Source organism: Nitrospiraceae bacterium, assembly GCA_019637075.1.
GTDB lineage: Bacteria > Nitrospirota > Nitrospiria > Nitrospirales > Nitrospiraceae > JAHBWI01.
The window spans coordinates 505692-527307 of the sequence record JAHBWI010000003.1; the positions used below are offsets into that span (position 1 = coordinate 505692).

Here is a 21616-nt window from a genome sequence, read left to right on the forward strand (position 1 = left end):
ACAGCCATCGTCTCCTACCGCATCGATGAACTCTGAGGCGGTTGGTCTCTGTACCATCATTCACTAGCCAATATCTCTCGAGGTTGGAATGAACGTTCATGAATTTCAAGCCAAGTCATTGTTCGCGCAATTCGGCGTGCCGGTTCCGCGTGGCAAGGAGATTACCTCCCCCGACGCGGCAACTGCTTGGGCCAACGAGCTGAACACGCCCGTATTCGTCGTCAAAGCGCAGATTCATGCAGGCGGACGCGGCAAGGCCGGCGGGGTCAAGATCACCAAAGACAAAGCAGCGGTCGCAGGGCTTGCCAAAGAACTGATTGGCAAGACGTTGGTCACGCACCAAACCGGCCCAAAGGGACGCACGGTGCGTCGTCTCCTGATGGAAGAGGGCGCCAATATTGCCAAAGAGCTCTACCTCAGTATCTTGGTGGATCGGGACACCGGTTGGGCCACGTTCATTGCGAGCACGGAAGGCGGCATGGAAATCGAGGAGGTCGCCGAAAAGACGCCCGAGAAGATCATCAAGGAAGCCATTGATCCCGCGGTCGGTTTCCAAGGTCATAATGGCCGGAATGTCGCGTTTGCATTGGGGCTGCAGAATATCGAACCGGCCGTCATCAATCCCTTCGTGCAGCTGCTTGGAAATTTGTATCGCCTGTTCATGGAGAAGAACGCCGCTCTCGTCGAGATTAATCCTTTGATCATCACGAAGGAAAAGACGTTAGTTGCACTGGATGGCAAGGTGTCGTTCGATGACAACGGCATCTTTAGGCATGCCGACGTGCAACAAATGCGTGACTTGAACGAAGAAGATCCCCTGGAAATCGAGGCGACGGCCAGTAACCTGAACTATGTGAAACTTGATGGCAACATCGGCTGTATGGTCAATGGGGCGGGTTTGGCTATGGCCACCATGGATGTCATTAAGTTGGCCGGCAGCGAGCCGGCAAATTTTCTCGATGTCGGGGGCGGCGCCACGAAGGAGACGGTTGCGGCCGGTTTCCGGATTCTTCTCAAGGATCCTAACGTCAAGGGCATCTTTATCAATATTTTCGGCGGCATTGTCCGCTGCGAACGCATTGCCCACGGCGTTATCGAGGCGGCCAAAGAAGTCAAGATCAACGTGCCCCTAGTGGTACGTCTGCAAGGGACGAACGCGCCTGAAGGGCGAAAGCTCCTGGCGGAATCAGGACTAAAAGTTGATGTTGCTGATGATCTCTGGGAAGCGGCGCAAAAGATTGTGAAGTTGACCGGAAAGGCCGCGTAAGACCATCCAGCAGGATTGTACGTCTGCCCGGCGTTCCGGGGGAGGCGGGAAAGAGAAGAGGATACCGTGAGCATTTTGGTCAATAAAAATACGCGAGTGGTTGTGCAAGGGATCACGGGAAAGGAAGGTTCCTTCCACGCGACCCAATGCAAAGCGTATGGAACACGGGTAGTTGCCGGCGTGACGCCGGGCAAGGCTGGTCAAGAGGTCGAGGGGATTCCGGTCTTCAATACCGTGCGCGACGCCGTGAAAAAGACGGAATGTGACACCTCACTGATCTTTGTGCCGCCTCCGTTCTGTGCGGACGCAATTTTGGAAGCTGCCGATGCCGGTGTCAAGCTCGTCATCTGCATCACTGAAGGCATTCCCGTCAATGATATGGTCAAGGTAAAGCGGGCGTTGCGAGGACGGGATGTCAGGCTCGTTGGCCCCAACTGTCCCGGTGTCATTACGGTCGATGAAGCCAAGATTGGAATTATGCCAGGTTTCATCCACAAGAAGGGAGTCGTCGGTGTCGTGTCCCGCAGTGGCACCCTCACGTATGAAGCCGTGCATCAGCTGTCGACGCTCGGGCTTGGAGAGACTACGTGCGTTGGCATCGGCGGCGATCCGGTCAATGGTACCGGTTTTGTGGATGTGTTGCCGCTGTTTGAGAAGGATCCTGAGACGCAAGCTATCGTCATGATCGGCGAGATTGGCGGCGATGCGGAAGAAAAGGCAGCCGAGTTCATCAAGAAGCAAGTGAAGAAACCCGTGGTCAGCTTCATTGCGGGAATCACGGCACCTCCCGGTCGTCGGATGGGCCATGCAGGGGCCATCATCTCGGGTGGAAAGGGAACTGCCTCTGAGAAGATGAAGGCGCTTGAAGCTGCTGGCGTTCGCGTTGTGAAGAATCCTGCAGAAATCGGTCATGCCGTGAAGACGGCTTTGGGACGATAGAGCTCTTGTAGGACAACATCTGGACGGGGGCGTCGGGAGTTCCGGCGTCCCCGTTCTATTTTTGTGGTTGAGTTTCCCATATTGCTTCGGCATGCTGCTGACGCTGATTGTGAACACGTACCATCGTGGAGGAAACTATGAAGATGCGGGTTGGAGGCATGCTGCTGGCGATAGCATTCTGGATTTGCGAGGCCGTAGCTGCCGATCGCGGCACGACCCTGACGTGGCACGGACATGCCGCGTTTGAGGTGACCACGCCCAAGGGGGCGATCATTCTGATCGATCCTTGGCTGCAGAACCCGGTCAATCCACTGGTGAAGGACAAACAGAATCCGATCGAGCACATTGAGAAGGCCGATTACATTCTGATCACCCACGGGCATTTCGACCATGTCGGCGATGCCGTGGCAATTGCGAAGAAAACTGGGGCAAAACTCGTGGCCAATTTCGAGTTGGCCTCGACTCTGGCCAAGCTGCACGGATACCCTAAGGAGCAGATCGGATTCCCCACCTTCATGAATCCGGGTGGAGAGATCCGCATCGCTGCTGGAGAAGTTCTTGTTGCGATGACGCCGGCCTTCCACTCCAGTGGGCTAGGCAATCCCTTCGCCAAGGAGCAAGAGTCGGATTTTGTATACGGCGGCAATCCTGCGGGATTTGTGTTGAAGATCCAGCATGGCCCGACCCTCTACCATTCCGGGGATACAGCCTATTTCAAAGACATGGAAGTGATCGGCGAGCAGTATGGGCCCGACATTGCTCTGCTGAATATCGGGGGGCACTTTGGCATGGAAGCGAATATGGCAGCTAAGGCGGCGGCCAGCGTCAAAGCCAAGTATGCGATTCCGCACCATTTCGGCACCTTTCCGGTGCTCACACAGGATGCCGACGGCTTCGGCGATGCAGTGAGGAGTCTGGGGATTGGATTCTTACCGATGCAGCCTGGTGACACTTTGGTGTTCGATGGGGAACAGCCTCGTGTGCCGCAATGATAGTTAGCCGCGATTCTTTCCTTTCCCCTTCCGTATGAATCGTGATAGTCTGCAACACTGCGGGCTGCGTAGCGTCCCGTAAGGCTTGAGGTTTCACTCCGGTCAACCACTTTCCCGGGATAGGGACGCTGACATGCTAGTGTTTCTCATACACGTTCGCGATCCCCAGTTTTACGCCTTGCCTGCCAAGACTCGGGCCAAGAACGGCCGTATTCGAGTCATGGGATTTCCGCCGATCGGCATCATGTCACTGTCCGCCGTGCTCAAGCAGGCGGGCCATGAGTGTGTGATGTTCGATCAAGCCAACCCGGAAACTCCCAACGACTTCATCATCGAACAGATCAAAAAGCGGAAGCCGGCCCTTGTCGGCCTGAGTTTCCTAAGTACGACGAGCTATCCCTACGCCAAGATCTTAGCCAGGCAGATTCGAGCCGCGGATGCGCAGGTCAAGTTGGCATTTGGGGGCGTGTTTGCCAGCCTGAATGCGGGTTTGGTCAAGCTGCAGTGTCCTGAAGTAGATTTCGTTTGTCGTGGCGATGGCGAGCAGCTTCTGTTGGACCTGCTCAAGAACATGGACGATCCCAGTGGTGTCGGAGGGGTGACTTGGGCACAGGATGGCCGAGTGGTGAACAATCCCAATCGTCCTGTGGAGCGCCACCTCGATCAGTGGGCATTTCCCGATCGGGAAAGTCTCGAATTGGATTTCGTGGAATCGATGCCGCTGGATGTGCCGGCGGTTCTTTCCATGGAACGGTTCACCACCATGCAGACTTCAAGGGGTTGTCCCTGGCCCTGTGTGTTCTGTGATATCCCGATTTTTAATGAAGGGAAGTGGCGAGCCAGAAGTGCCGATCACGTGGTGGCGGAGCTCAAGCATCTTGAGGCCAACGGCTACGGGTCGGTCTATTTCGTCGACGACCATTTCCTGCTTCAACCGAAGCGCATCGAAGCGATCTGCAAAGGCATCATTGAGGCAAAGCTCTCGATTCAGTGGGGAATCGAAGGACGGGTGGACTCGGTCGCGCAACACTTGTTCCCCATTATGGCGCAGGCGCACTGTCGGACGGTGATGTTTGGAATCGAAAGCGGGAGTCAGAAGATTCTGGACCGACTGCAAAAAGAGCAAACGCTGGAGGAAGTCGAGACCGCCGCCAAAAATGCGAAGAAGGCGGGGATCGAAATCGTCCACGGTTTCTTCACGGTTGGAAATCCTGATGAAACCGTCGAGGATATGGAGAAGACGTTCGATTTTGCCTCACGACTACCGTTGGATACGTTCGGCTTCAATCGGCTCTGTGTCTACCGGGGCACGCCTTTGTGGCAGGAATATGTCAAGCGTGGCTTGGTGAGTGACGCCAAGGATTGGTACAAGTACTTCAAATGTTCCGAGATCGATCCTACGTGCCTTCCTGGAGAAGTGATCAATCGAGTCCGCCAGGAAGGGTTGAAGAAGCTGTTTCTCTACAAGTTGACCCGGTATCCCATTCAAACCTTCAAATTGCTCCGCCGGTTCCTCCGTTACATGCCGTTCCGGGATGTCGCCTATCTCATTATGAAGCCCTTTCTCGGACAAAAGAAGGGTGCGACCAAAGCAGAGGTCCTCTCTCGTGCGGTTGAGCACGCGGAAATGAAAGATGCTGCAGCTCAGCTCACCCAATTGAGCGACGAACTGCTGCATAATGTGATGGAAGAGTCGAGAGCGGAGCGGCTGCGCATTCAAAAAGAAGCTGAGACTACCCGCGAGTTGCCCGTGCTGCCCTCCCGTTAAGCTCTGGTCACTCAGAGCGAATCATGCACTGACTTGCCTGCGAAGCCGATATCCTGTCTGACACTCACCTCAGTCCAGCGTAGGTAGCCTGCGGTGGGGTGCTCCTGGACTATGCTGAATGGTCTATTCGACCGCGGCGTGCAATGGTTCCACAACGCTGGGAAACCAAAGGATGGGCGGGATGGATCAGGGATGATGCCGGACCGAAGGGTGAGAAGCTTGAGGGGAAAACCGAGGAGCCTGCTTGCGCAGGCTCCTCCTGATGCGGCTAGGTTCCCATTTCCCAAGACGCCAGGTACTTCACCTGTTCTTTGGTCAGCTTATCGATCGACATCCCCATGCCCGCCAGTTTGAGACGGGCGATTTCCTTGTCGATGTCGGCAGGGACAGGGTACACTTTCTTCTCGAGTTTTTTGTAATTCTTGACGATAAATTCCGCTCCCAGTGCCTGATTCGCAAAACTCATGTCCATGACGCTGGAAGGATGGCCCTCAGCGGTGGCTAGGTTCACCAACCGTCCTTCCCCGAGCAGGCTCACTCGGCGTCCGTTCTTCAGGGTGTACTGGTCCACACCGGTCCGCACCGCGAGCTTTTTCTTGCTGAGCTTTTCCAGTGCCGGGATGTCCAACTCCACGTTGAAATGGCCGCTATTGCAGACGATGGCGCCGTCTTTCATCGCCGCAAAGTGCTCGCCGCGGATCACGTGAATGTTCCCGGTGACGGTGACGAAGAAGTCGCCGATCGCGGCAGCCTGCTCCATAGGCATGACGCGATATCCGTCCATAACCGCTTCCAAGCCCTTCATGGGGTCCACTTCTGTAACCACGACGTCAGCTCCCATCCCCTTCGCACGCATCGCGATTCCGCGACCGCACCAGCCATAGCCGACTACCACGACTGTGGAGCCACAGACCAGGCGATTCGTAGCGCGTACGATACCGTCTAAGGTGCTCTGACCAGTCCCATAGCGATTGTCGAACATGTGTTTGGTATCGGCATCATTGACGGAGATGACGGGGAACTTGAGGACTTTCTTCTCGGCCATGCTGCGGAGCCGGATCACGCCGGTGGTGGTTTCCTCCGTGCCGCCGATCACGTTCTTGAGGAGGTCCTTGCGCTTGGAGTGGAGGTGTGAGACGACGTCGGCACCGTCATCCATCGACAGATGCGGCTTGTGGCCGATTGCGGATTCGATATGACGATAGTAAGTCTTGTTGTCTTCACCCTTGATGGCAAACGTCGGAATGCCGTTGTGGCGGACAAGTGCCGCGGCGACGTCATCCTGGGTACTCAGTGGGTTCGAAGCGCAGAGGCGCACGTCAGCGCCGCCGGCCTTGAGCGTCTTCATGAGGTTGGCGGTTTCTGTCGTCACGTGGAGGCAGGCGGTGACGCGTATGCCTTTGAGCGGTTGCTCACGCTCGAAGCGCTTACGGATAAGCCGAAGTACTGGCATCGTGGCTTCTGCCCACTCGATCTTCAGCTTCCCCTGATCCGCTAACTCGATATCCTTCACATCGTAATCCACTGGCTCCTCCTCTTGTGTCGTAGTCAATGCCGTGTCGATTGCTCGTGATCTCAGAAAAAAGGGGGCGGGCATGGGGCCCGCCCCCTGAACTGTTCCGCACGTGACAGGATCAGATGCCCGCGTCTTTGCGCAAGACCTTGGCCTTGTCCGTCTTCTCCCACGTGAATTCTGCCTCATTGCGGCCGAAATGACCGTACGCGGCGGTCTTTCGGAAAATCGGCCGGCGCAACTTGAGGTGGTCGATAATTCCTCGCGGGGTCATCGGGAAGTGCTTTCGGACCAATTTGTCTAAGCTTTCCGGGGCGACTTTCTCGGTGCCTTTCGTATCGACTAAGACGGAGACGGGATCCGCTACGCCGATGGCATAGGCCAACTGAACCTCACACTTGTCCGCAAGCCCTGCGGCGACGATGTTCTTGGCAATATATCGGGCCATGTAGGATGCCGAGCGGTCGACCTTTGTTGGATCCTTTCCGGAAAATGCGCCACCCCCGTGGCTGCCATGACCGCCGTAGGTGTCCACGATAATCTTTCTTCCCGTCAGACCCGTATCGCCCATCGGCCCTCCGACTACGAACCGGCCGGTCGGGTTGATGTGGTGCTTTACACTGGCGGGATCGTAGAGTCCCTTCGGCATGGATGGCCGAATCACCTGTTCCATGATGCCCCGCTCAATCTGCTTATTGGTAACCTCAGGGCTGTGCTGTGTCGAAACAACGATCGTGTCTACGCGGAATGGCTTCCCATCCTTGTACTCGATGGTGACTTGCGACTTTCCGTCCGGACGGACCCAGGGGAGGATCTTCTTCTTGCGGACCTCTGCCAGGCGTTTGGTCAGCCGGTGAGCCAGCACGATCGGCATGGGCATCAGTTCGCTGGTTTCATTTGTGGCGTAGCCGAACATCAAGCCCTGGTCTCCGGCTCCGCCCGAGTCCACGCCCATGGCAATATCGCCGGACTGTTGGTGGATCGAGGTCAGGACCGAGCAGGTGTTACAATCAAATCCCCATGATGCATCGGTGTATCCGACATCACGGATCACATCGCGAATGATATCAGGGATTTCAACGTAGGCTTTTGTGGAGATTTCTCCGGCGACGAAGGCGATGCCGGTTGTCAGTATGGTTTCACAGGCGACGCGGGAGAACTTGTCCTTGGCAAGAATGGCGTCGAGGATTCCGTCTGAAATCTGGTCAGCGATTTTATCGGGATGCCCTTCGGTGACAGATTCAGACGTAAACAGGTAGTTGTGTCTCATTGTGCCCCCTGGAAAGTGTGGTGATCTGCGATCTGCGGCGCGGTGAGGAGCCCGAATTGCACGGGATGTTGAGCTAGGCTAGCCTCGGCTATTGCTCGATTGCCGCGAAAACTATTGCGATATTAGCGGACCTGCCCTTATTTGTCCACCTATTCAAAGGTAGGAAAACCAGTGTCGCGAGGGCCTATGCGTTGCTTGACAGCCGTTTGATTCGACTTGTAGGATATCTTACATTTCGCGTATTTGGAGCACTTTTCGACAAACACTCTGCCTTGGCCTCTCCATCCTGATGAATCCGGCCCCCAGTCGGCGCAGGATCCTACGTGCGACTCCATACTATTCGTGGATGGAGGTTGTGCTATGGCCAGTTGCAGGAGATAGGCGCACGTTTCATGAGCAGTAAATCGGACGCTGTGACCGGGCCAGAATCCTCCCGTCCCTCCACCTCGGGTTTGGGGTGGGACGAGTTTTCCCGTGAGATTGTGGATTTTTTCGCCTCAATCAAGCTGGCGATGTTCCTTTTTATCGTCTTGGCCATGACCGCGACGATCGGGACCGTCATTCAGCAAGGTGAGCGGGCGGAAACGTATGTTCAAGAGTATGGGGAGGATGCATATCGCTGGTTTCTTCGATTGGGATTGACGGATGTCTACCATACGTGGTGGTTTACGGGCCTGCTCGGGCTCCTGTGCGTCAATTCCCTGACCTGCTTTTATAAGCGATTCCCTTCCGTCTGGCGGTCAATGCGCCACGACAAAGTGAGTGTTTCTCTCCCCTTCATCCAAGGACTCAAGCACCAGTCGTCGATTCCCGTCGCCCAATCGAAGGAGTCGGCCGCTGAATTGCTGATCAAGCTGTTTGCCGAGAAAGGATACCGGGTCTTGGCCAAAAGCGATCCCGGCGAGATCACGGTATATGCCACCAAGGGCATCATGGGGCGAGTGGGGGCACACGTCGCCCACCTGAGTGCGACTGTGATTGTATTGGGTGGATTGATTGGGAGCTACTATGGCTTTCAGGAATTTGGTGTCTGTCTGGAAGGCCAGACCTACCATATTCCCAGGGGAAATTTTGACCTGAAGATCGACAAATTCTGGATCGACTACCATGAAAACGGCTCGGTGAAATCCTACAATAGTACCCTCACTGTCGTGGATCAGGGCGTTCCCACGGTCACCAAGACAATTACCGTGAATGATCCGCTGGTGTACAAGGGGATTTGGTTCTATCAGTCCAGCTATGGGGATGCGTGGGATCAGATCGAGGTCGCTCGCGTGAATATCAAGGACAAGGCGACCGACAAGATTCTCAAGACCGTAGACCTTGAGTGGAACAAGGAAAAGGCTATTGACGGGCTGCCACTGAAGATGAAAATGACGGACTTCGTGGCAGATTTTGCCTTTAACTCAACGGAAAAGAAGGTGTATTCCAAAACGGCCGAGCATACTAACCCGGCCATTCGCTTAACCGTGGATGAGCGAAGTTCTGTTCAATCTACTCCGTGGGTGTTTTACCACTACCCCGACCTTTTCGAGATTAAGGACTCAAACTATCAATTTGAATTCATCGGCTATCAGCCGAAGAAGTTCACCGGTCTTCAAATCGCCAGGAATCCCGGTGTCAACATTGTCTGGATCGGGTGTACGATGTTGGTGGTCGGCATGACGCTGTCCTCGATCATTTACCACCGTCGTCTGTGGGCGAAGGTCGTCCCTGGTGAGACTGGTGTGACGATCCATGTCGGTGGGACGACCCACAAAAGCCAGATCGATTTTCAGAAGGAATTTAGAAAGCTTACCGAAAAGATTGGGGGAGTCCCCGTAGCCTCAAGAACCACGGCGCCTGGCGGCCGCTAAGCAAGCCCTCAGCCAGGCATCGGTTAACGATAGACGGAGGTCCGTTATGATGCGCTCGCTGTTTTTGTTCGACATGACCTTCTGGCTCTACCTGGCCGCGCTCGGCCTCTATATCGCCTACTTGTTCGCTCGGCGTCCGACGATGGAGTTGGCTCCTGCTGGGCTTCCGATCGACAGCCCGGAGGAGCGGGACGGTGCCTGGGCCACCCAGCTCGGGCAGGTGGCGACGCTGGTCACAGTGTTCGGTTGGATGCTGAATACCATGGCATTGACGACCCGTGCATTCGAGCGAATGCAGCATTCTGGAACTTTTGCACCGTGGTCGAATCAATTCGAAGCGATGGCCTACGTTTCCTGGGCCATCATCCTCGGGTATGTCCTGTTGGAGTTTCGTTATAAGATCAAGGCCATCGGCGCGTTCGTCGTGGGGATTGGCTTTATCGCAATGGGGGCAGCCTCATTGCTACCATACCGGTATCAGACGGCCGAACCGCTGGTTCCGGCGCTGAACAGCTACTGGATCTATATCCACGTGTCTGTGACGCTCACGAGCTATGCGGCCTTTGCCATGGCAGGGGGGTTGGGTGTGATGTATCTCTTCAAAGAGCGTGCGATCACCCGAGACAGCAAGTCCCGCGTGTATGAAGCCTTCCCGGACCTCGAAACGATCGATGAACTTGGGTATAAGGCCATCATGATCGGGTTTCCCTTGCTCGCGTTTGGAATCATCCTCGGAGCCATGTGGGCCAACTATGCATGGGGTGGGTACTGGAGTTGGGATCCGAAAGAAACCTGGTCGCTCATCGTCTGGTTGATTTACGGCGCCTATATTCATGCTCGGATGACGCGGGGATGGGAAGGGCATCGGGCTGCTATTTATGCGATCTTCGGCTTCCTGATGGTGATCTTTTGCTTCTGGGGAGTGAATTTTCTGCTATCAGGGCTCCACGCCTACGCCTAAAAGCGAGGCGCGCTTCAGTCCTGCACGCGGCGGACGGCGCGGAGGACTGTGCCGATCGAGGAATGGAGATTCAATAGGCGTATGACGGAGCAGACTTCGAACGCGACAACGGCCGGCCACGGGCCAAGCGGCTCGTCCAAAGTCGTGGTTCTTCTGATAGCGGTGGTAATTTTGGCCACGATGTTTTTGGTCGTCTGGTTCCAAAGTTCGAAATACGAACCATTGGTCGTAGGGAAGGAAGCGCCGGATTTTCTTCTGACGGATCTCAATGACAAGCCCTATCGGCTCAGCGATTTCCGCGGTAAGGTAGTCTTCCTCAATTTTTGGGCGACTTGGTGCAAGCCCTGCAAAGAGGAGATGCCGTCGATGGAAATTCTCTACAAGAATTTCGAGAAGGACGGGCTGGTCATTCTGGCGGTGAGCATCGATCGGGTGACGACCACCAAAGACATTTCCCCTTTTGTGAAGGCGCTCAACCTTTCGTTCCCGGTCCTGGTAGATTCCTGGGGTAAGACGGACAAGCCTTACAAGCGAATGGGAGTTCCTGAAACCTTCCTGGTGGACCAACAGGGGATTGTCAGGGAGATCATCATCGGTCCGCGGGATTGGACGCGACTCGACAGTCTGAAGGTCCTGACCCAATTGCTCAAGCCAGGAGAAAAGGCCGCAGGGCTCACGCCTCCCTCCGTTCAACCAGGCTCGTAGGCAATGTCCATGACACGCATGGTCTTGTTTTGTTCGCTATGTCTGATCGCTCTCCTCGCCGGTGTATGGCGCGAGGCTGTGATCGCCGGACCGGTCATGGGATCGGGAGCCCTGCCGGTAGCGGAGTCCGTTCCACAGATCGACGAAGAGGCGCCGAATTTCTTGTTGAAGGATTCGGAAGGCTTTAACGTGACCCTGGATCAGTTCCGGGGAAAAGTCGTTCTGTTGAATTTTTGGGCGACCTGGTGCGGGCCCTGCAAAATCGAGATGCCGGCCATGGAACGCCTATATCGTTCCTTCAGCCGAAAAGAGTTTGAGATTCTTGCGGTGTCAACCGATGCGCAAGGCGCAGCCGTCACGCGACCGTTTCAACAGGAAGTCGGCTTCACGTTTCCGATCCTGCATGATTCCGACTTTCGCATCGGTCTTCGCTACGGGGCCCGCCAACTCCCCATGACGTTCCTCATCGACAAGAAGGGGATCATCCGCAAACGCATTCCCGGTGCCCGTGACTGGAGTGCCCCCGAGGGGCGTCGGCTTGTCGAGTCGTTACTGCGAGAGACCGCGTCATGACCGATGCCATGCCTTCGATATCATTGGTCGCCGCCTTCTCGGCCGGACTGCTTTCGTTTGTGTCTCCCTGCGTACTGCCGCTGGTGCCCTCCTATATTTCCTACATTACGGGTTTGTCGGTCGAACAGTTGACCGATGTCTCCGAACGCAGTCGGTTCCGGAAGGCCATCATCCTAAACTCGTTGTTATTCATTGCCGGGTTCTCCACCGTGTTCGTGGCATTCGGCGCGTCGGCGAGCTTGCTGGGACAAGCACTGATTACGTACCAGGATCACCTCCGTCGAATTGGCGGCATAGTCGTTGTAGTCTTCGGCCTCTATCTGCTCGGGATCCTGAACCTGAATTTTCTCAAGATGGAACATCGGTATCAGTTCAGGAATCGACCAGCCGGGTTCTTGGGGTCTTTCTTGATCGGGATCGCGTTCGCTGCAGGGTGGACGCCTTGTGTGGGGCCGGTGTTGGGCACCATTCTTCTCTATGCCAGCACGACAGAGTCTCTCCTGAGCGGAGTGGTGTTGTTGACGGCGTATTCGCTTGGATTGGCGCTGCCATTGTTTCTCACAGCGCTCGGTGTGGACCGATTCCTCAGCTACTTCAAGGAAGTGAGGGCCTATTTGTGGGGGGTTTCGACGGTGAGCGGCGTGTTGTTGATCGTGGTGGGTGTCATGATCTACGCCAACTCCCTGACAACCATCACCAGTTTCCTCGAACGGTACGGCATCGGATGGTACCTGGGGCAATAAAGAGCCCATTCATGTATTGAGAAGAATGGAATTGCGACTCGCCCTTTGACCAGTCTGGCTCCTCGAGGCTTCATTCGAACCAACCGGTCTTCTCGGTTCTGCGGTTTCCTCATCGCGGACATTCATATCAACATGCAGACAAGACCCATCCCCAGTTATGACGCGGCAATTATCGGAATGGGGCCGGGCGGCGCTGTGGCTGCGGCCGAACTTAGCCAAGCCGGCCTTAGGGTCATCGCCTTCGACAAGGAAGTCCATCCGCGTTACAAGGTATGCGGCGGTGGACTATCCGCTCGTATTACGCAGGTGCTGCATCTCGAGTTAGATTCGCTCGTCGAACGCAGCATTTATGGGGTGCGGTTTACCTACAAGGGCCAGCGCTCTCATTTGATCGAATCATCATCCCCGATCGCCTACATGGTCATGCGGGATCGGCTCGATCACCATCTTGGCGAGAGGGCGCGGCAGAGCGGCACGGACATTCATCAGGGGGAAGCGGTCGTCGGCCTGGCCCAGGACGAGGACGGGGTCGATATTGTAACGGCTCGGAGTCGTTATCGAGCGGCGGTGGTCATCGGGGCCGATGGGGCCAATAGCCTCGTGGCCAGACAACTGTTTCCTGGCCGTTCAGTCCATCGCGTGCCGGCCCTTGAAAGTGAAGTGCCTGTCGAGGATGACTGCGAAATACCCGGTGCCCGGAGCATTCTGGTGGATATTGGTGCGGCCTCACAGGGGTATGGGTGGATCTTCCCGAAGCAAGGGCGGCTATCGGTCGGGTTGGGTGAGTTCCGCTTAAAGTCGAGCCGGCTGCGAGCCTCTTTTGAAAACTTTGTCCGGGAGCAGGAGGGGCTCGCCCAGCGTGAAGTTCCTCGCCCCATCGGGCACCCCATTCCGGTGTTTTCCCGCGAGGGCAATGGTGAAAGGGGACAAGCCGGATCTCTCGTGAACGGCAGGGTACTACTCGTCGGCGACGCAGGCCATTTGGTCGATCCGTTGTTCGGCGAAGGAATATACTATGCCGTGCGATCAGGGCAGCTTGCCGCTCGTGCGATCCTTCGCACGGCCAAAGAACCCGGGCGATCGCTGCAAGAGTATGAGAAGGATGTGGAGCGGGAGATCGTGCCCGAATTCCGGGTCACGGCACGGATTGCGCGTGTCGTGTATGGGTTTCCTTACCTCTGCTTCAAACTCCTTCGCAAGTACGAACCGATCGTGCAGGGCTACTTTGGTGTGTTGCAGGGGCGAACAACGGCGGAACGCTTTCTTGGTGAGGCCAAGGCGAAGGTCAAGGCGTCGGTGGGCGAACTATTGCTGGAAGCGGTACGGCTGCGATAAGCCAGCGAGGCTCAGCACCAGGCACCAAGCCGGCAGGCAACGAACGGCTTGCGAATCGAGATAGCCGACGAACTCTGGGCGGCAGCCCCGGGGGAGCGACTTAACGGTGCAGTGAAGGCCGGGGCCATTACCGAGGCCACGAGATTCCCATCCCGTGGCGTTTCCGGAGTTGGATCAGTCTTGGCAACCGCGGGCTGGCTGGCGGCTAGGGGAGTCGGTGGTAGCTTGGCCAAGAGCTTTTTCCCGTCCTGTGCCGCGTTACTCTGCGGGTATTTTTCGGCCAATAGGGTCAATTTCTCCGTCGCCCAATCATTGGCCCCCATTTCTTTATAGCTCATGGCCAAATAGTAAAGGGCATCGGGCGCGACTTTCTTGTCTGCATAGTCTTTCATGATCTGATCGAAGCGGTGCGCGGCGGCCAGATAGGAGCCACGGCGGTAATAAAACTGCCCGACGAACAGATGGGTTTGGGCCAGCCATTCATGGCATTCATCGATCCGCTGAAGGGCCTGCGCTTCATACTTGTTACCGGGAAATTCCCGCCGCAGTTTTTCAAACGCCGTAATGGCCTTCGCCACCGGCTCGGGATCCCGATCCACAGACTTGGCCATCTTGAGATGGCTCTCGCCGAGTCTAAATTGGGCGTAAGAAGCCAATTGATGCGATCGATGCAATTCGAGAAAGTGCTGGAATTCGACAATGGCTTCAGGGAATTCTTCCTTCTCGAAAAAGGCCTCCCCGCGCTTCATGATGACATTCGGGTCATAGTTCTTTTCGATCGTGTCGCCGAGGAAGATCTGCTCGTCCGTTCCAGTCACCGGTTTTCCGGAAGCGGTCTTCTGTTTGCTGGAGCAGCCGGTGCTCAGCCACAGCAGGCTGACGATCAGGCTTACGCAGACATACACCACCCTTGAATGCCGGTGCATCCAGATCCTCCCTCTACAAGTTGCCGAAGAATCCACTAGGCTAACTCTTCAAATTTTTAGCAAAATTGGCACTTAAAAGCAACGAAACCAGGAATGCTTGTTGACCGTCTAGGGGCTGGGTCCTATAATCGCGCCGCGCGCGTTCCTGGGAGTTCCGGAGGCAGTTCCGCCGGCTCCCGATGATGAAAATTCGATCGCTAGGCGGTCGCTCTGGGGGCATTAAGCGGGGCCGCGCACATGGAAGAGGAATCACGTGAAGCGGAGTCGCATTATCGGGACCGGCGTTTACTTGCCCTCTCGAGTCCTATCCAACGAAGAGGTTGGGGCTCGGGTTGGGTTAGCCGCCGAGTCGATCTTTGCCTTGACGGGTATTCGTACTCGATACTGCGTTGAGGATGGGGTGGCGACTTCGGATTTAGGGATAGAGGCTGGGCGCCGAGCTTGTCAGGCCGCGGGTTTTCGGCCTGAATCGGTAGAGGCGGTGATTGTCTCCACAACCTCGCCCGATATGCCATTCCCATCCACGGCCTGCCATATCCAACGCGGCTTGGGAACCAAGGCCGTGGCCGCATTTGATCTGTCTGCCTCCTGCTCGGGGTTCCTGTATGGGCTTTCAATGGCCGATGCCATGATTCGCGTCGGGCAATTTCAGTCGGCGCTTGTAATCGGGGCGGAGATTAAGTCACGCACACTCGACCCGCATGACAAGGAGACGGCCGTGCTCTTCGGGGATGGAGCTGGGGCTGCTCTGCTGGTACGGGAAGAATCGAGCGGTCCCTTGGCGCCGGGAATCTTGGGCATTCGTCTTTATGCACAGGGAGCCGGACACGATTTGATCAAGGTGAAGGCGGGGGGATCGCGCAGACCCAGCCGGGCAGAAACGGTCTCGGCAAATGAGCACGTGCTGCGGATGCAGGGTGGGCCGGTCTTTCGGGCCGCGATTCGCCATCTGGAAGCGGCCATGACTGAACTTCTGAAGGAGTTTGGCGTGTCGACCCAGGATTTGGCGCGCGTCATTGCACATCAGGCGAACGCGCGTATTCTTGATCAACTCCGTCGACGTCTTGGGTTGGCTGAGGGCGTTCTGTACCAGGCGATTGAGCGGTTCGGAAATACCTCCTCGGCCTCGCTGCCGATTGCACTCGACGAAGCCGTGCGAGACAACCGGCTACGCTCGGGCGATCTGGTGCTCCTCGGGGCGTTCGGTGGTGGACTGACTTGGGCGACGGGCCTGATGCGGTGGTAGCGGAGTGGCTGTCAACTGGTTCACCCGTAACACCGTTGTAACCTGACTAAAATACCATGGGCGTCCGGATTTAGAGAGGAACGTATGTTTGGCCTCATACCGAGAGAAGAAGCATTCTTCGACCTGTTCAAGAATGCCGCGCACAACATGATCGAGGGGAGTCGCCTCCTCAAGGACATGATGGAGGATTTTCATAACCCCGTCGAAAAGGCCAAGCGGATCAAGGAAGTCGAGCACGTCGGAGATGGCATCACGCACGAGATCGCCCGCAAGCTGAACCAGACCTTCATCACCCCCATCGACCGCGAAGACATCCACGACCTGGCGAGCGCCCTGGACGATATTCTGGATGTGGTGGAGGCGATTGCCGACCGGTTCGTGCTCTACAAGGTGACCGCGCCGACCGAGCTGGCCATCAAGCTGTCCAATGTGCTGTATCAGGCGGCGGTGGAAGTCGGCGCGACGGTGGATCTTCTTGGAAAGCCGCATCCGGATGTGACCGAATGCAGCGTGCGGGTCAATAGCTTGGAAAACGAAGCCGACCGCATCTCCCGGGACGCCATCTCGGGTCTCTTCGAAAACGTCACGGACCCCATCGCCGTCATCAAATGGAAAGAGATCTACGAAAATTTCGAGTCGGGCACTGACCGCTGCGAGGATGTGGCCAACATTTTGGAGCGCATCGCCTTAAAGCACACGTGACCCTGCGGAATTGTCCCATCGGCGTCACTGCTGCAGTACCCCCGTGGAATAGGATGAACGTGTCATGGTTGAACTGAGCGGATTGCTCTTGTTCGTGGTGATTCTGGCGCTGCTCTTCGATTTTTCCAACGGGTGGCACGACAGTGCAAATGCCATTGCTACGGTTGTCTCGACGAGAGTCGTCAGTCCGGCCACGGCCGTGATCGTGGCCGGCGGCCTCAATGTGGCCGGCGCGTTCATGTCGACGGCGGTGGCTAAAATGGTCGGGGGCGGCATCGTCGATCCGCAAGCTGTCACGCAAGTAGTCGTGGCATCCGCATTGGCCGGCGCGATCATCTGGAACTTCCTGACGCTCATGTTGGGATTGCCGACAAGTTCCTCCCACGCCCTCATCGGCGGGTTGGTCGGCGCGGCGATAGCCCATGGGGGCGTGAATGCGGTGAAGTTCTCCGGCTTGCGCGGGGTGTTGGAAGCGATGGTGCTGTCGCCGTTCTTCGGGTTCGCGATGGGTCTTCTGCTCATGGTCGCCTTGAGCTGGGCATTCTTCCGTGTCCCAAGGGCTCAGGCCTTGCGGGTGTTCTCCCGTCTCCAATTGGTCTCCGCGAGCTTCATGGCTTTCAGTCACGGTGCGAATGATGCGCAGAAGGCCATGGGCATCATCACGCTGGCCTTGGTGTCGGCCGGTGCCATCTCGACGCCGGAGGTGCCGACGTGGGTGATCGGTTCCTGCGCCCTCGCGATGGGGCTCGGCACTGCCGTTGGGGGTTGGAGGATCGTCAGGACCCTCGGGATGCGCATCGCCAAACTCGAACCGGTGCATGGATTTGCGGCTGAGACGGGCGCTGCGGCGGTCTTGCTGTTCACCGCGCATGCCGGATTGCCGGTGAGCACCACCCACACAATTACTTCCACCGTCATGGGCGTGGGAGCCGTGAAGCGCTTGTCCGCCGTGCGTTGGGGCGTAACGGCGCGAATCCTCTCGGCCTGGCTGTTCACCCTGCCGGGGGCCGCGCTCTTGGCGACGACCATCTATCTCATCGTATCGAAATTGTTGTAAGGCTATTCTGTCTGGCCGGAAGCCGGACGATGAACCGACTTCCTCTGGGTTTGTTTGCTTCCACCCACACGTGCCCGCCGTGGGCCTCGACGATGTGTTTCACGATCGCGAGTCCGAGGCCCGTTCCGCCAAGCTCCCGAGACCGCGCCTTGTCGACCCGATAAAACCGCTCAAAGACCCGTGGCCGGTCGGCTTCAGGAATGCCGATGCCTGAATCGGCAACCATGATGTCGATAGTTCCCACTTCATGGTTCTGGTGGCGGTCGCGCGGTACGCGGACTCCGACGACGATGTGGCCTTGGGCCGGTGTATATTTGACCGCGTTGTCCAAGAGGTTAATGAAGACTTGGGCGAGTCGCTCCTCGTCACCGTTGACGAAGGGCAGATCTTCCGGCAGGCCTAACTCAATCTGATGCTGCTTCTTGTCGGCCAGAGGCTTGATCACCGCGACCGTGCGTTCGACCAGAGCTCGTACGTCGACTGGTTCCTGTCGGAAATGCAGTTGGCCGGACTCAATCTGCGACAGTTGCAGGAGATCGTCGAGAATCAGGTTCAGGCGATTGCTCTGCTTCATAATGATTTCGAGGAACGCGGTGGCGGTGTCCGGGTCGTTCTTGCCGCCGTCCATAAGGGCTTCGACGTAGCCCTTGATCGAGGTCAACGGCGTGCGCAGTTCGTGCGACACGTTTGCCACGAAATCTTTGCGGATCTTCTCGAGCCGGCGCAGGTCGGTGATGTCGTGGAAGACGAACACCGCGTACGCTTCTTGTTCCCGGCTCCCGCCCGCGATGGAGGCTTCAATCCGTAGGCAGCGCCCGCTGGGCGTGAGTGTGATTTCGCCGCCCTGACCGGTTCGGGTCTGCAGGACGGACGAGACCAGCGCGCTGAGGCCCTCGTGTCGAATCAGTTCTCCAAAGGGGCGGCCGCGCGATTCCGTCAGCTCTAGTGATAACATCCGTTCCAGGGCGGGATTGACCTGCACCACCACCCCCCGGTAATCGAGCACCATCACGCCTTCTACCATGGCGATGAGCATGGCCAGCAACTGCGCGCGGTCGTCTGAGACCTCCTTGATTTTGGCTTCCAACTCATCGGTCATATGATTCAGGGTTTGGGCCAAGAGGCCGACTTCATCGGTGGATGTGGTGGAGATGCGCACTCCTGGAGTGCCACCCGCCAACTGCCGTGCCACGGAGGCGATTTCGGAGAGGGGTTTGGTCAAGGTGCGAGAGACCCAGACGCTGAGTGCCATGGCGGTCAGAAACGCCACCCCGAACGCTGCAGCTAGGTCGCGCTGGATATGTGCAATGCGTTCGTCGATGGTCGTGAGGGGAAGGCCGAGCCGCACGATCGGAACGCCGGGATTCATTCTGTCCGGTCTTGCCAGGGGAACCGCAACATAATAGGTGCGTTCACCGGTAGTCTGGCTGGCTCGGATATCGGTTCCGCTTCCGGTGGCGATGGCTTGGGCTACTTCCGGTCGCGAGAGGTGGTTTTCAATGGTCGCGAGGCCGGTCGGCGGAATCGCGCTGTCTGCCAGTACGTTGCCGTCCTGCCGAATGACGGTGATGCGAGCGTGAGATTGCTGGCTCAACTCCTGGACCGTTGCATGCAGGATCGCCGGGGGTGCCGTAGCACCGGATTGATCGAAGAGCGGCCGCAGCGAGGTGCCTACCAACGCCACTCGGACATTCAACATGTCCGCGGTCCTGCGCAGTTCGGTTTGCTCGGCCGACCGGATGGCCAGACCACCCGCCACCGCCAACCCCACCATGACGGCGGCCAGCGTACCGAGGGCAACCTTCCATCTGATTCCGAGCGTCATGCCGAGGCGTCGAGCTCGCGGAGTTTGTAGCCGAGGGATTTGACCGATATGATGGCCTCCTCCAAGAGGGGGATCTTCTGCTTGAGCCGCCGCACGTGGACGTCGACGGTGCGGGTCGTGCCGTAGTAGTCATATCCCCACACGGCATTGAGTAGCACGTCGCGGGTCAGCACCCTCCCGATGTTTCGAAGCAGGTGTTCAAGCAGGCCGAATTCCTTCGCCGTCAGGTTGACCTCCCGGCCGTCGATCCGGGCTTCATGCCGCGAGAGGTCCACTGCCAGCGGGCCGTATTGGAACGTCAATCGGGCATCGGAGACATTCCGCTCCAGTCGTCGAAGCAGGGCCTTCACGCGGGCCACCAATGCCTTGGGGCTGAAGGGCTTGGTGACGTAATCGTCGGCGCCCAGCTCCAGCCCGATGACGGTATCCGATTCTTCGGCTTTTGCCGTTAACATGAGGATCGGCAGGAGGGCAGTGTCGGGGTTGAGGCGGATACGTTTGCAGACCTCCAAGCCGTCCATTTCCGGTAGCATGAGGTCAAGGATCATGAGGTCAGGACGCTCCGCCTTCACCTGGCGCAGGGCCTCTGATCCGGTCATGGCGACGACCGTGCGAAACCCGTCCTTCTCCAAATACAGTTTGACGAGTTGCAGAATATCCTTCTCATCCTCGACGATGAGAATCTTTTTGGCGGTCCCGGATGACACAGGCGGATTGTCCCATAAAGCATCATGAGGCTCAACCCCGGTTCGGACCGACCGGGGCGGGCGGTGCGCCTTGCTGCGGGGGGCGATTGCCTGGTGAGCGTCCGTCCGACCGGGACGATTCTGTTGACGATCAGGTCGACTCTGACGTAAGGTTTACGCTATCGACGGCTGTGTGCTCGCGGTTGCATCGAACCTCATTGCGCCGTGAGAGGAAGGACTTTGGTATGAAGATTTATCTGGCCAATCCCCGGGGATTTTGTGCAGGGGTGGATCGTGCCATCGATATCGTTGACCTATCGCTGAAGAAGTACGGCGCGCCGATCTATGTCCGGCATGAAATCGTGCACAGCCGGCATGTCGTCAACTCCCTCCGCCAGAAGGGCGCAGTGTTTGTGGAGGAGTTGAGCGAAGTCCCGGAAGGGTCCGTTGTGATTTTCAGTGCGCATGGCGTCGCGAAAGGCGTATGGCAGGAGGCTCAGTCACGGCGCCTCCATGTCATCGACGCCACCTGCCCGTTGGTCATCAAGGTCCACAACGAGGTGAACCGCGACTACAATCAGGGGTATGAACTGATTCTTATCGGCCATGCCGGCCACCCGGAGGTGATCGGGACGTTGGGACAGATTCCGGATAAGTTCCACCTGGTTTCGTCGGTACCCGACGTCGAAGCATTGCATGTCGAAAACACCAAGAATCTGTCCTATGTGACCCAGACGACCCTGAGCGTGGATGAATGCCGTGATATCGTCGAGGCCCTGAACCGCCGATTCCCCAACATCAAGGGGCCGCACCAGGAAGACATCTGCTATGCGACGCAAAATCGCCAGAATGCGGTGAAAGCGCTCTCGAAGCTGGTCGATGTGATCCTCGTCATCGGGTCCCCCAACAGCTCGAATTCGAATCGGTTGCGCGAGTTGGGGGAGCATTGCGGCATTCCGTCGTACTTGATCGATGCGGCATCAGACATCAATCCGGCGTGGCTCAAGGATGCCAAGGCGGTTGGGATCTCCGCCGGTGCTTCGGCGCCCGAGGTCTTGGTCTCAGAGGTCGTGGTTTACCTGAAGACTCTTGGATCTTCCGAAGACGTCGAGGAACTGACGGTGATCGAGGAAGACGTTGAATTCCTCCTCCCGAAGGAGTTGGTCACCATCGAGTCCGCATCGCGCGCGGCTGCATCGACGACATAGCTGCTGAACCCGAACGCCGGCGCCTGTCCGCAGGCGCCGGCTCC

General features: G+C 57.2%; 19 protein-coding genes. 14 read left to right on the forward strand and 5 right to left on the reverse strand.

Annotation, left to right across the window (positions count from 1 at the left end):
* Positions 1-88 precede the first annotated feature (88 nt).
* The 4 genes from sucC to KF814_10470 all read left to right on the forward strand — a co-directional run bounded on the left by sucC (position 89) and on the right by KF814_10470 (position 4966).
* Positions 89-1267, forward strand: coding sequence for an ADP-forming succinate--CoA ligase subunit beta (sucC, locus tag KF814_10455; protein ID MBX3236566.1), 1179 nt, complete (start codon positions 89-91; stop codon positions 1265-1267).
* Between the two features lie 66 nt (positions 1268-1333).
* The gene (gene sucD / locus KF814_10460) at positions 1334-2206 is read left to right on the forward strand and encodes a succinate--CoA ligase subunit alpha (protein ID MBX3236567.1); all 873 of its coding nucleotides are present in this window, start codon (positions 1334-1336) and stop codon (positions 2204-2206) included.
* Between the two features lie 137 nt (positions 2207-2343).
* Complete coding sequence (locus tag KF814_10465) at positions 2344-3198, forward strand: metal-dependent hydrolase (protein ID MBX3236568.1); 855 nt, start codon at positions 2344-2346, stop codon at positions 3196-3198.
* 133 nt (positions 3199-3331) lie between these two features.
* Positions 3332-4966 (forward strand): B12-binding domain-containing radical SAM protein, encoded by a 1635-nt coding sequence (locus KF814_10470; GenBank protein MBX3236569.1) that lies wholly within the window; start codon positions 3332-3334, stop codon positions 4964-4966.
* Between the two features lie 268 nt (positions 4967-5234).
* Here KF814_10470 and ahcY read toward each other — a convergent pair whose 3' ends face one another.
* Together ahcY and metK are read right to left on the reverse strand one after the other, a co-directional pair.
* Positions 5235-6491 carry an adenosylhomocysteinase gene (gene ahcY / locus KF814_10475; protein ID MBX3236570.1) on the reverse strand — a complete coding sequence of 419 codons (1257 nt, stop codon included), beginning with the start codon at positions 6489-6491 and terminating at the stop codon, positions 5235-5237.
* Positions 6492-6600: 109 nt separating this feature from the next.
* Positions 6601-7749 carry a methionine adenosyltransferase gene (gene metK / locus KF814_10480; protein MBX3236571.1) on the reverse strand — a complete coding sequence of 383 codons (1149 nt, stop codon included), beginning with the start codon at positions 7747-7749 and terminating at the stop codon, positions 6601-6603.
* A gap of 392 nt (positions 7750-8141) precedes the next feature.
* On the opposite strand from metK, the gene KF814_10485 reads away from it, so the two are divergent.
* The 6 genes from KF814_10485 (at position 8142) to KF814_10510 (ending at position 13922) form a co-directional block, all read left to right on the forward strand.
* Positions 8142-9605 carry a cytochrome c biogenesis protein ResB gene (locus KF814_10485; GenBank protein ID MBX3236572.1) on the forward strand — a complete coding sequence of 488 codons (1464 nt, stop codon included), beginning with the start codon at positions 8142-8144 and terminating at the stop codon, positions 9603-9605.
* A 46-nt stretch (positions 9606-9651) separates the two neighbouring features.
* Positions 9652-10566: a c-type cytochrome biogenesis protein CcsB gene (gene ccsB, locus KF814_10490; protein ID MBX3236573.1), complete on the forward strand. Its 915-nt coding sequence runs from the start codon at positions 9652-9654 to the stop codon at positions 10564-10566.
* 81 nt (positions 10567-10647) lie between these two features.
* Positions 10648-11271, forward strand: coding sequence for a TlpA family protein disulfide reductase (locus tag KF814_10495; GenBank protein MBX3236574.1), 624 nt, complete (start codon positions 10648-10650; stop codon positions 11269-11271).
* Positions 11272-11367: 96 nt separating this feature from the next.
* A complete protein-coding gene (locus KF814_10500) occupies positions 11368-11844 on the forward strand; it encodes a TlpA family protein disulfide reductase (protein MBX3236575.1) in 477 nt (158 codons plus the stop codon).
* Positions 11841-12587: a sulfite exporter TauE/SafE family protein gene (locus tag KF814_10505; protein ID MBX3236576.1), complete on the forward strand. Its 747-nt coding sequence runs from the start codon at positions 11841-11843 to the stop codon at positions 12585-12587. Before KF814_10500 ends, KF814_10505 begins: the two co-directional genes overlap by 4 nt.
* 132 nt (positions 12588-12719) lie before the next feature.
* Positions 12720-13922, forward strand: a complete 1203-nt coding sequence (locus KF814_10510) for an NAD(P)/FAD-dependent oxidoreductase (GenBank protein ID MBX3236577.1) — start codon at positions 12720-12722, stop codon at positions 13920-13922.
* A gap of 11 nt (positions 13923-13933) precedes the next feature.
* Here KF814_10510 and bamD read toward each other — a convergent pair whose 3' ends face one another.
* Complete coding sequence (gene bamD, locus KF814_10515; GenBank protein ID MBX3236578.1) at positions 13934-14848, reverse strand: outer membrane protein assembly factor BamD; 915 nt, start codon at positions 14846-14848, stop codon at positions 13934-13936.
* Positions 14849-15101: 253 nt separating this feature from the next.
* Between bamD and KF814_10520 the strand changes: the two genes are divergently transcribed.
* The 3 genes from KF814_10520 (at position 15102) to KF814_10530 (ending at position 17853) form a co-directional block, all read left to right on the forward strand.
* Positions 15102-16094, forward strand: coding sequence for a ketoacyl-ACP synthase III (locus KF814_10520; protein ID MBX3236579.1), 993 nt, complete (start codon positions 15102-15104; stop codon positions 16092-16094).
* An 84-nt stretch (positions 16095-16178) separates the two neighbouring features.
* On the forward strand, positions 16179-16796 hold the full coding sequence (locus KF814_10525; GenBank protein ID MBX3236580.1) for a DUF47 domain-containing protein: 618 nt from the start codon (positions 16179-16181) through the stop codon (positions 16794-16796).
* A gap of 64 nt (positions 16797-16860) precedes the next feature.
* Positions 16861-17853, forward strand: coding sequence for an inorganic phosphate transporter (locus tag KF814_10530; protein ID MBX3236581.1), 993 nt, complete (start codon positions 16861-16863; stop codon positions 17851-17853).
* On the opposite strand, the gene KF814_10535 is transcribed toward KF814_10530, so the two are convergent.
* Both KF814_10535 and KF814_10540 read right to left on the reverse strand, forming a co-directional pair.
* On the reverse strand, positions 17831-19678 hold the full coding sequence (locus KF814_10535; GenBank protein ID MBX3236582.1) for a HAMP domain-containing protein: 1848 nt from the start codon (positions 19676-19678) through the stop codon (positions 17831-17833). The two genes, KF814_10530 and KF814_10535, sit on opposite strands and share 23 nt — an antisense overlap.
* Entirely contained in the window at positions 19675-20385 is a 711-nt protein-coding gene (locus KF814_10540; GenBank protein MBX3236583.1) for a response regulator transcription factor, read from the reverse strand. The genes KF814_10535 and KF814_10540 overlap by 4 nt, the downstream gene beginning before the upstream one ends.
* 224 nt (positions 20386-20609) lie before the next feature.
* On the opposite strand from KF814_10540, the gene ispH reads away from it, so the two are divergent.
* A complete protein-coding gene (gene ispH / locus KF814_10545; protein MBX3236584.1) occupies positions 20610-21572 on the forward strand; it encodes a 4-hydroxy-3-methylbut-2-enyl diphosphate reductase in 963 nt (320 codons plus the stop codon).
* Positions 21573-21616: the final 44 nt, after the last annotated feature.